The following is a 10,756-nucleotide window of genomic DNA, read 5'->3' on the forward strand; positions in this document are numbered from 1 at the left end:
TTTGCTACCAAAAATTTTAATAGTAGATGACGATCCACATATTAGAGAACTTGTTTCTGTATTTTTAGAGCGGGAAGGATTTCAAACATATGAAGCAATTGATGGTCTAGATGCACTTCAAAAAATAAATGAAGTGAAAGTTGATATGGTTATTCTTGATATCATGATGCCGAATATGGATGGATTTGATGTATGTTTTGAATTAAGAAAATACTATGATATCCCTATTTTGATGCTAACTGCTAAAGGAGAAACATCTCAAAAAGTAAAAGGGTTTCATCTTGGTACGGATGATTATCTTGTAAAACCATTTGATCCGATAGAACTAGTAGTAAGGGTAAAGGCGTTATTGAAACGTTATCAAATTACTGTGTCGCAATCAATTCAAGTTGGAAATGTACTGTTAAACCGTAAAATATTTGAAGTTACAACCGGAGAACAAACGGTTACGTTACCGCTAAAAGAATTCGAATTGCTCTTTACTTTAGGTTCTAAAGCGGGAAGGACTTGTTCGAGAGAGCAATTAATTGAAGATGTATGGGGATATGATTTTGAAGGGAATGAGCGTACACTAGACGTTCATATAAATCGGTTACGTGAGAAGTTCCAAGAAGAGAAGTCGAAATTTAGTATTAAAACGATAAGAGGCTTAGGATATCGCTTAGAGGTAAGTAAATGAGAAGAAGAGAGCGAATGAATAAGGTGAAGATATTGAAAATAATTGGAGCGGTACTAGCTCTCTTTTCTTTTCTCACAATAATTTGGTCTATAGCCTTTTATGTATCATCAAGTGTAATAAATGCTCTTGAAATACAAGTATCACCTTTTGTTACTTTTTTAATTAGTGATATGGTCGGCTTTGTATTTATTGTTCTTATTTGGGTGTTGATTGGGGTATTAATGAGACCGAAGCGAGAGGCGATGATTTGGACTATTATTGAACCGATACAAAAAATTGCAAAAGGGGACTTCTCCGTAAAAATACGAAATGAAGAGAAATATGATGGAGAAATTGGTGTGCTCGTAAAAAGTATAAATGATATGACAGATGAACTAAATGCGATGGAGAAAATGCGCCAGGAATTTGTATCGAATGTTTCTCATGAAATACAGTCACCATTAACTTCTATAAAAGGATTTGCTAGAGCGCTACAAGATAACAATCTTTCCGAGGAAAAGAGAGAGCATTACCTTACCATTATTGAAACGGAAACGACGAGATTATCTAAACTAAGTCAAAATTTACTGAAGCTTACCCTTTTAGAGTCGGAAGAATATACACCAGAAAGAGTGACTTATCGATTAGATCAACAGTTAAAGCAAATTGTGTTAAATAGTGAACCGCTCTGGGCTGAAAAAGAAATTGAATTGGAACTTAATTTAGAGAAAGTGCACATTACTGCTGACCAAGAAAGTATGAGTCAAGTTTGGATAAATTTAATTCATAATAGTATTAAATTTACGCCAAATGGTGGCACGATTACAATTCAGTTAAAAGAATATGAGAAAGTAGTGGAAGTACGTATTCGCGATTCAGGAATTGGTATATCAAAAGAACAGAAGCAACATATTTTTGAGCGCTTTTATAAAGCGGATTCTTCACGAAATCGTGCTTATGGAGGAAGTGGCTTAGGTTTGGCTATCGTAAAAAAAGTACTCGACCTTCATCAAGGAGAAATAAAAGTCGAGAGTGAGGAAGGGAAGGGTACGGAATTTATTGTGTGTATTCCTAAGTATAAAGAGAAATAGTGTTAGGAGCATATCTTCTAACACTATTTTCTTTATACATACATTTACCATTGCTGCAGCTATACTGATAAGCTTTTCCTTCACTATTCATACGGTATGAGTAATCAGATTCTTTATCTTTTTTAAAGTCAACGTATGCTTCTGCACCGTTTTTATCATCATCAATATCAACGAATTGAACATGGCGTATAGAATAATCTTTCTTTTTACTTAAACCTCTTTCTTGCAAGTTTTTATGAATACCGTCTACTAACTCGTCAAACAATGACCAGTTTAAATTAAGATTTTTAAATGACTCAGTATGTCTTCCTAAAATGCCGTTGTCTTGTATTATTTTATTATTATCGTATGTATAAGAGTATGTAAAATAAGGTTCGTCTTTATATACGACTTCCGCATAATAGCCGATATTATAAAGAGGAGTATATTTTCCGGTTATGCTTTGTATTTCTTTTTGCTTATATCCTTTTATAGTATGGAGATATTCGTTAGTATCTTTTTCTATTACTTTATAATGTAGTGGATTACCAAATATAAAGTACATAGCCAAAAATATGATGCATAGTCCGACTGCAGTTAGTGGCAAGAACCATTTTTTTCTTGTCATACACATATACTCTCCTATGTAGAATTTATTTTTATTTTACATGAATTATGGCAAATCCATAAGAATTATAAATAAAAAATTTCTATAGTTACCTACAAGTAACCTACGCACATGAAAGTGCATCATTGCCTTTTTACATAAACATAGATACAATTTTCATATAGTACATAACTGAGATGATTAAGGAGTGTTATACTTGGCAGAATTATTACAAGGCAAAAATGCTTTAATTACAGGAGCAGGTAGAGGGATTGGTCGCGCTGTAGCGATCGCATTAGCGAAAGAAGGCGTAAATGTCGGTCTTTTAGCTCGTTCAGAAGAAAACTTAAAAGCTGTAGCGAAAGAAGTAGAAGCAGAAGGCGTAAAAGCTGTTATTGCGACTGCTGATGTTTCTTCATATGAAGAGGTAACTACTGCAATTGAAACGTTAAAAAACGGTTTAGGATCTATCGATATTTTAATTAATAACGCTGGTATTTCTAAATTCGGTAAGTTTTTAGAATTAGACGTTGCTGATTGGGAAAAAATCATTCAAGTAAACTTAATGGGTGTATACTATGCAACTCGCGCAGCTTTACCAAGCATGATTGAACAACAATCTGGTGATATTATTAATATTTCATCTACAGCAGGACAAAAAGGTGCACCTGTAACAAGTGCATATAGTGCTTCTAAATTTGGTGTTCTTGGCTTAACAGAATCGTTAGCGATGGAAGTTCGCAAACATAACATTCGTGTAACAGCTTTAACTCCAAGTACAGTAGCAACAGACATGGCTGTTGATTTAGGATTAACTGACGGAAATCCGGATAAAGTAATGCAAGCAGAAGATATTGCAGAGTTTATCGTAGCGCAGCTGAAATTAAATAAACGTACATTTATTAAATCAGCAGGACTTTGGTCTACTAATCCGTAAGGGATACATGTATAAATAAAAGAAGGGATATCTATTTTGTAATGAAGTAGATGTCCCTTCTTTATTTTTTGTATATAAGACGGAATTTTCGATATAATCAAAAGTGGATAGTAGAAAAGCATTGAAAAATTGAAGGGATGGTATTTTCATGAGTATGATTGAGACATGGACGGCCGTTGATCAATATGTGAGTGATGTATTAATACCGAAAGATTCTACATTAGAAGAAGTTCTTCAAGTAAACGCTGCAGCTAAATTACCAGCACATGATGTATCGCCAACGCAAGGGAAGTTTTTGCAACTATTAGTTCAAATTCAAGGAGCTCGAAACATTTTGGAAATTGGTACTCTAGGTGGATATAGTACGATATGGCTTGCAAGAGGATTGTCATCGGGAGGCCGAGTTGTTACATTGGAAGCAAGTGAAAAGCATGCTGACATTGCGCGTAGCAATATTGAACGCGCTAATTTGAATGATAGAGTTGAAGTGCGAACAGGATTAGCTTTAGATTCTTTACAACAAATAGAAAATGAGAAGTATGAACCATTTGATTTTATCTTTATAGACGCTGATAAACAAAATAACCCTGCTTATTTTGAATGGGCACTGAAACTATCACGCCCCGGTACTGTAATTATTGGGGATAACGTAGTACGTGAAGGAGAAGTGATTGACAATACGAGTAATGACCCTCGCGTACAAGGGATACGTCGCTTCTATGAGCTAATAGCTGCTGAGCCACGTGTAAGTGCTACAGCGCTTCAAACAGTCGGAAGTAAAGGGTACGATGGATTTATAATGGCAGTCGTAAAAGAATAACGAAAGGAGATAAATAGAATGAAAAAGATGTTTGAAAAGTTATAACATGTATCGTATACAACGCAGTTAGCTCGTGGACCTCCAACGTACTTCAAAATATAAGTTTATATTAAAAATTGGAGGTTAGGAATAGATGAGAACTGAAAAAGAAATGCTGGACTTAATTATAAATACAGCAAAAGAGGATGAAAGAATTCGAGCTGTCATCATGAATGGATCGCGTGTAAATCCAAATGTGAAAAGAGATTGTTTTCAAGACTACGATATTATATATGTTGTAAAAGATATACGCTCTTTTACGTCTAATCATAATTGGATTCATAGGTTTGGAGAAATAATGATTGTACAAATGCCAGAAGAAATGTTATTAGTTCCACCAGATGGAGACGGGAAGTTTCCGTATTTAATGCAGTTCATGGATGGAAATCGGATTGATTTAACATTAGTTCCGGTTGATTTAATAAAAAAGTTCGTTGGACAAGATAGCTTAAGTAAATTACTTCTCGATAAAGATAATTGTATGGAAGAATTCCCGCCAGCAAGCGATAAAGATTACTTAATAAAAAAGCCTACAGAAAAAGAGTTTTTAGGTTGCTGTAATGAATTTTGGTGGTGTAGTACGAATGTGGCAAAAGGATTATGGAGAGAAGAGCTTTCTTATGCAAAAGGAATGCTTGATGGTCCGGTGCGAGATATGTTCATCGTAATGCTAGAATGGCATATTGGTATGAAAACAGACTTTACAGTTAATGCAGGGAAGTTTGGAAAGCATTTTGAGCAATATTTCGAAGGAGATATGTGGGAGCAATTTAAAAAGACATTTTCTAATGCAGAATATGAAAACATATGGGAATCATTCTTTGTCATGGGTGATTTATTTAGGGAAGTGGCGAATGAAATTGCTAGCGCTTATGGATATCAGTACCCGCAAGGTGATGATGACAGAGTGACGAGTTATTTAAAACATGTGAAAGCTTTACCAAAAGATAGCACATCAATTTATTAACAATAGTAAGTAGTAAGACTGTCCAAATTACGGACAGTCTTATTTTTGTTTATGAATAAGAATTTCTCTAACAAAGTGTAGAGGAATCACATATGAAATTTTAGGGAGGTTTTTATTATGTATTATTTTTATTCGCCACAAATGTTTGCTCCATATCAATGGGGACTAGAACGAGATGTTCCGTATACCTATATGCCATATAACTTATTTTATTACGGAAATTATATAAGCACATTGCCATACACATATACCCCTCAAAGCTATGAAGTACAAATGAAAGCAGATGAACGTGGATCGTGGACACCATTTTCATGGGTCGAAAAATATGCGTACGCATTTTCAGGACCGTACAATAAAGCGGAAGTCGCACTTACATTTGATGATGGACCGGATTTAGAATTTACGCCGAAAATATTAGATAAGTTAAAACAACATAATGTAAAAGCGACTTTTTTCTTACTTGGTGAAAACGCAGAAAAGTTTCCGAATGTCGTAAAGCGTATTGCGAATGAAGGGCATGTAATTGGCAATCATACGTATAGTCATCCGAATTTAGCGAAAGTAAATGAGGTCGAGTACCGTAATCAAATTATAAAAACGGAAGAAATATTAAAACGTTTAGTCGGCTATGCTCCTAAATTTATACGCCCGCCGTATGGTGAAATACTTGAAAATCAATTGCATTGGGCAACTGAGCAAAACTTTATGATTGTACAGTGGAGTGTGGATACAGTTGATTGGAAAGGTGTAAGCGCTGATACGATTACAAATAATGTGTTAGGGAACTCATTTCCTGGTAGTATCATACTTCAACATTCAACTCCAGGTGGACGCCTGCAAGGATCTGTAGAGGCACTGGACCAAATCATTCCACAGTTAAAAACGAAAGGGGCACGTTTTGTAACGCTGCCAAGCATGTTCCAAACATCGAAAGAGCGAAAGTGAATGTGTTGTAAATTTGGAAAAAACAGGATTGTGTCGTATAATGAAGCTGTAGGTTAGGAGGGGATATAATTGATGTATGCACTAATAAACATAGGAATGAGTATTTTAATAGGTATTATATTTATACTTGCGGCAATTGTCCTTCAAAAAAATCCACCGAACGATATTAATGCGGCATATGGTTATCGTACGAAACAATCTATGAAAAATAAAGAATTATGGGATGCAGGTAATAGGTATAGTGCAGAAGTGATGAAGCAAAACGGATTCATTATGATGTTAATTGGAAGTGTGATTAGTATACTGTTTAGATATCCACATACAATGATAGCGATTATGGTGATTATGCTGTTATTAATCATTCGTTTATTTATACAAGTAGAGAGTAGATTGAAAATACTTGAACAATAATGAAAAACTAGGACTCCTTGCAGTACGATGCTAGGAGTCCTAGTTTATTTATAGACTATTATTTTCTAGTAAGTCTTTTCCTTGTTCAATAACAAATTCATAGTATGCAAAATCATATGGATAAATATCATCAAAAGTTATCGTTAGCGGTTTATTGCTCAAAACAGAAGTAGCGGTAAAAGATGAAATCTCTCTTTTTAATAGCTGTAGAAAAGAAGTTGCATGTATTTTCATCACATCGTCTACTTCTTGACCCGGTGCGAATGGAAGTGGGTTAATGACATTGTGGAAATACATATGACAAAACTCGCGATCTGTAAGATTTGAAATTTCATAATCTATTGTAAAGATGCCCTTATATGCTAAATCAGTCGTTTGAAAAGAAAGCCCTAATTCTTCTTCAATTTCACGAAGACCACCACTTTGTACATCTTCATCATGCATAATATGTCCAGCGGAAGTAATATCCCAAATGTTCGGAGCTTCTTTTTTATTTTTAGAGCGTAATTGGAAATATAAAAACATATCTTCATCATCTTTTTCTACAAACCAACAATGAAATGTTTCGTGCCAATCACCGTCACGATGCACTTCATCACGTAATTTCTTCCCAAGTATATTTTTTTCAGTATCAAATATTGTTAACCACTCTGTCATTTAAATTCCCCTTTCTGCAAATTTTATTATACAATATTTGTAATGAATTTTGGGAAAATAAAGAAAAAAGGAGAGGGTGTTTAGCAGTTGAATGATTTTATAGACAGACATATATATTCGTTGTCATATATGATAAAGTGTGAGTGTGGAAAAAATTATTAAATTTAAAAACAGTAACTGAATTATTAGATGTTTCCGTTAAAACATTACAACGATGGGATGCACAAGGGAAAATACAAGTCGTTCGCACTCCTAGTGGTAGAAGACGTATTCCTGAAAGCGAAGTGCATCGCATATTAGGTGTAGAAAATATAAAAACAAATAAAAAATTAGCTATTTATGGTCGTGTTTCTTCAAACGAACAAAAACAAAAAGGAGATTTGGAACGTCAAATCTCCTTTTTGTTCAAGAAAAAATGGAAAAATTACATTTTTCTTCTATTGTAACCTTTTCGGATGTCGGTTCAGGTTTGAACGATAAACGAAAAGGTTTGTTAAAACTAATGGATTTGGCGAAAAAAGGAGAGATAACAGATGTAGCTATCCGTTATCGAGATCGATTAACACGTTTTGGCTATGGCTATTTAGAAGAATATTTTAAAAGCCACAATGTAACTATTCATGTATTAGATGAAAAAGAAAATACAAAAAGTATACAAGAAGAGTTAGCGGATGATTTAATTGGTATTATTACCAGTTTTTCAGGAAAATTATATGGACTACGAAGTAAAAAACATAAGGAGTTGCAAAAAACAGTAGAGGAGGAAATCATTCGTGTTCCAAACGTACAAAACAAAACTTCAGAACACGAATGTTCTGAGTAGTAAAGGTATAACAATCAACACTTATGAATACTATCAACAATTCGCAAAAGAATTTGGTCATATCGAACGCAAACTATTTGTGGATTTATATGTGCGTGGTCACAATGAAAACCAAACAAAAGTACGCTATTGTCGTTTATACGACCTTACTTCTCGTCAATATAATAGCATTAAGAGACAATTAGACGGACGTGTCAAAGCACGTAGAGAACTACAAAAATTATATATAAAAGAAACGACAGAAAAAATCATTCATTTACAGGGTGTAATCATAAAGAAAATGGAACAAAAAGAAAAAGCACATGAAAAATTGCTACAAATGAATGGGAAAGAAAAGAATTTTACAAAAAAGGTAAGAAGTTATAGAAAACAAAAGCATACCATTCATCAAAAGAAAAGAAGATTATATCGTTTAGAACTAAAATTAAAGCGATTACAAGAAGATGAAAAAAATAAAAAAATTCGTATTTGTTTTGGTTCAAAAGAATGGTTTCATAAACAATTCCATTTAGAAGAAAACAAGTTAACCTTTAAAGAATGGAAACAAAAATGGCAAGAAAAACGTGCTGCTCAATTTACGTTTATTGGTTCGAGTGATGAAAAGAATGGCAATCAAACCTGTATGTATGACACCGACAATCATTTACGGATTCGTGTAGATAACCAAAATGAAACAACATATGGCACACATTTTACTGTTCCGAACGTTGTGTTCCCTTATGGTCAAGAACAATTAGACGTAGCAAAAATAGGTCGAGTGGGATATACAAAGGGAAAAGGAAATAAAGTAACGTAACGTACTATCGTGCCTTAACCTTTAAATTCATTCGAGAAGAAGACAATTGGTATTTGTGTGCGACTGTGGATGTTGATATGCCAGACATTCAAACCATAAAAGGGAATGGATGCATTGGAATTGATTGTAACGCAAACTTTTTATCGGTAACGGAAACAGACCGTTTCGGAAATCCAATTTATACATTCGATGTTCCATTTAAGGGATACAATGTTTCTTCGGAAGTTGCCGAACAAAGTTTAAGTGTAGCATTAAAACAAGTGGTCGAATACGCATTAGAAAAGAAAAAACCAATTGCTTATGAAGATTTAGATTTTAAAAAGAAAAAATTACAGCTTCGTGAAAGTAGTAAAAATGGAGCAAGACTATTAAGTGGTTTTTATTATAGTCGTTATAAAGAACTTTTACAGCATAAGTGTTTAAAAATAGGCGTAGAAGCAATACCTGTTAACCCTGCTTATACCAGTCAAATTGGTCATACAGTATTTATGAAACGGTATGGATTAAGTTCTCACGGAAGTGCGGCTTGTGTAATTGCAAGAAGAGGGATGGATTTGACATTTGAAAAAGTGCCGTATGCTTGTCCATTAGGGTATCCGAAAAAAATGAATCGTTCGATGGAACGAAAAAAACAATGGGCTTCGGCAACAAAACATTGGAAAAAACATACGTTCCAACAAAAATTATATGTATTATCTAAATTAGGATAGTTTTAAATTAAAACAAAAAAACGGTGGTGGCAATGCCATGGATAACCTGTAAGGAAGACTCCGTGCCCATGAAATCGTCGTGACAACAAAGTGCAGTAAAAAGTCGAGCTAACAGCTCCTACTGAGTCAGGGGTGACCTCTGATCCTATGAACTGGAACTTCGAAAGGAGGGAAAGGGCAATTGTGACGTCAAATATTCGGTAGACGTGGGTGAGATTCCCTGTGGCGAATCGTACAAGGCGCACCGTTTTTGCTTGTGCGTGACGAATGTATACATTTGTCTAGTTTTTTTCAAACGGTATAAGTGGGTATAGAGAGGACGGAAATAAAATCGATTATTTCAACAGAGGAAGAATTACGGAAAATATTGGGGCAACCAAGTGAGAGAGCGTTAAAGAAAGTTATACGAAAAGATTGTATTGAAAAATTTTATTGGTATAGTTTTTTGTGGGGATGTACGTGTTTTAGAATGGGATATTTATATGTGAACTGTTGATTTAAAAACTGGAGAAATAACAAAATAGGTAAATTGAGTGGCAGTTGCATAATGATATTGTGAAATATAATAAAAAAATTTCTTGAAAATAGTTAGTAAAAATAGGCTTGCTTTTTAAAAACTTCATAACTATAATAAATTAACAAATAGACATGAACGAAAAAGTAATGATAAGGACACGGAATCATTTTTACGGTTTACAGAGAGGGAAGTCAAGGGTGTGAGCTTCCTAACACGAGAAATGATTTTACCACCTTTGAACTTCAATAGTGAACGAGTAATCTAGTAATTATTGACGGAATCAGCCGTTATCTGAACTTGAGCAATCTAGAGAGAAATACGTTTAGATTGGAACAAGGGTGGAACCACGAAAACACATTCGTCCCTTTCCTAGGGATGAGTGTGTTTTTTTATGGTTTTAGAGATTGAAAATTAAAAATAATTAAAAAATAGTATTGATTTTGTTTTTTATGCGAGTATAATGAGTTAACAAATAAACATGAACGAAAAGTAACGATAAGGACATGAAATCATTTTTACGGTTTACAGAGAGGGAAGTCAAGGGTGTGAGCTTCCTAACACGAGAAATGATTTTACCACCTTTGAACTTCAATAGTGAACGAGTAATCTAGTAATTATTGACGGAATCAGCCGTTATCTGAACTTGAGCAATCTAGAGAGAAATATGTCTAGATTGGAACAAGGGTGGAACCACGAAAACACATTCGTCCCTTTCCTAGGGATGAGTGTGTTTTTTTATTACTTTGAAAGGAGGTGCTGTAACATGAAACGATTTGTACGTACGGAAATAACCACCACC

General features: G+C 34.3%; 11 protein-coding genes, 2 pseudogenes and 2 other annotated features. Of the genes and pseudogenes, 11 read left to right on the plus strand and 2 right to left on the minus strand.

Going from position 1 to position 10,756, the window contains the following annotated elements:
• Position 1 precedes the first annotated feature (1 nt).
• Positions 2 to 679, plus strand: coding sequence for an envelope stress response regulator transcription factor HitR (gene hitR / locus MKY00_RS10055; RefSeq protein WP_016717232.1), 678 nt, complete (start codon positions 2 to 4; stop codon positions 677 to 679).
• On the plus strand, positions 676 to 1,749 hold the full coding sequence (gene hitS, locus MKY00_RS10060) for an envelope stress sensor histidine kinase HitS (RefSeq protein ID WP_016717233.1): 1,074 nt from the start codon (positions 676 to 678) through the stop codon (positions 1,747 to 1,749). The genes hitR and hitS overlap by 4 nt, the downstream gene beginning before the upstream one ends.
• Here the strand turns inward: hitS and MKY00_RS10065 are convergent.
• Positions 1,730 to 2,356 carry a DUF3139 domain-containing protein gene (locus MKY00_RS10065; protein ID WP_016717234.1) on the minus strand — a complete coding sequence of 209 codons (627 nt, stop codon included), beginning with the start codon at positions 2,354 to 2,356 and terminating at the stop codon, positions 1,730 to 1,732. The genes hitS and MKY00_RS10065 overlap by 20 nt on opposite strands.
• A 196-nt stretch (positions 2,357 to 2,552) precedes the next feature.
• Here MKY00_RS10065 and MKY00_RS10070 point away from each other — a divergent pair, with 196 nt between their 5' ends.
• The 5 genes from MKY00_RS10070 to MKY00_RS10090 all read left to right on the plus strand — a co-directional run bounded on the left by MKY00_RS10070 (position 2,553) and on the right by MKY00_RS10090 (position 6,454).
• On the plus strand, positions 2,553 to 3,272 hold the full coding sequence (locus MKY00_RS10070) for a 3-ketoacyl-ACP reductase (protein ID WP_000818985.1): 720 nt from the start codon (positions 2,553 to 2,555) through the stop codon (positions 3,270 to 3,272).
• Between the two features lie 148 nt (positions 3,273 to 3,420).
• Entirely contained in the window at positions 3,421 to 4,092 is a 672-nt protein-coding gene (locus MKY00_RS10075; protein ID WP_029141106.1) for an O-methyltransferase, read from the plus strand.
• Positions 4,093 to 4,225: 133 nt separating this feature from the next.
• Entirely contained in the window at positions 4,226 to 5,098 is an 873-nt protein-coding gene (locus MKY00_RS10080) for an aminoglycoside 6-adenylyltransferase (protein WP_016717235.1), read from the plus strand.
• A 117-nt stretch (positions 5,099 to 5,215) separates the two neighbouring features.
• On the plus strand, positions 5,216 to 6,043 hold the full coding sequence (locus MKY00_RS10085; protein WP_000291219.1) for a peptidoglycan-N-acetylglucosamine deacetylase: 828 nt from the start codon (positions 5,216 to 5,218) through the stop codon (positions 6,041 to 6,043).
• A 72-nt stretch (positions 6,044 to 6,115) separates the two neighbouring features.
• Positions 6,116 to 6,454 carry an SdpI family protein gene (locus MKY00_RS10090; RefSeq protein WP_016717236.1) on the plus strand — a complete coding sequence of 113 codons (339 nt, stop codon included), beginning with the start codon at positions 6,116 to 6,118 and terminating at the stop codon, positions 6,452 to 6,454.
• A 48-nt stretch (positions 6,455 to 6,502) separates the two neighbouring features.
• Here MKY00_RS10090 and MKY00_RS10095 read toward each other — a convergent pair whose 3' ends face one another.
• Complete coding sequence (locus MKY00_RS10095; RefSeq protein ID WP_000141399.1) at positions 6,503 to 7,111, minus strand: NUDIX hydrolase; 609 nt, start codon at positions 7,109 to 7,111, stop codon at positions 6,503 to 6,505.
• A gap of 143 nt (positions 7,112 to 7,254) precedes the next feature.
• On the opposite strand from MKY00_RS10095, the pseudogene MKY00_RS10100 reads away from it, so the two are divergent.
• From MKY00_RS10100 to MKY00_RS10115, 4 genes and pseudogenes are all read left to right on the plus strand, one after another.
• A pseudogene (locus tag MKY00_RS10100) lies at positions 7,255 to 7,934 on the plus strand (IS607 family transposase).
• Complete coding sequence (locus MKY00_RS10105; RefSeq protein ID WP_050558047.1) at positions 7,885 to 8,730, plus strand: hypothetical protein; 846 nt, start codon at positions 7,885 to 7,887, stop codon at positions 8,728 to 8,730. Before MKY00_RS10100 ends, MKY00_RS10105 begins: the two are co-directional and overlap by 50 nt.
• A gap of 77 nt (positions 8,731 to 8,807) precedes the next feature.
• Positions 8,808 to 9,440: an IS200/IS605 family accessory protein TnpB-related protein gene (locus MKY00_RS10110; protein ID WP_141114867.1), complete on the plus strand. Its 633-nt coding sequence runs from the start codon at positions 8,808 to 8,810 to the stop codon at positions 9,438 to 9,440.
• Positions 9,441 to 9,744: 304 nt separating this feature from the next.
• Positions 9,745 to 9,846 (plus strand): annotated as a pseudogene (locus MKY00_RS10115) (pyridoxamine 5'-phosphate oxidase family protein); the annotation flags it as partial.
• A 248-nt stretch (positions 9,847 to 10,094) separates the two neighbouring features.
• Positions 10,095 to 10,326, plus strand: a binding site (T-box leader).
• 114 nt (positions 10,327 to 10,440) lie between these two features.
• Positions 10,441 to 10,672: a binding site (T-box leader), on the plus strand.
• Positions 10,673 to 10,756: the final 84 nt, after the last annotated feature.

This window comes from Bacillus sp. FSL R9-9834 (genome assembly GCF_038006905.1).
Lineage (GTDB): Bacteria > Bacillota > Bacilli > Bacillales > Bacillaceae_G > Bacillus_A > Bacillus_A pacificus.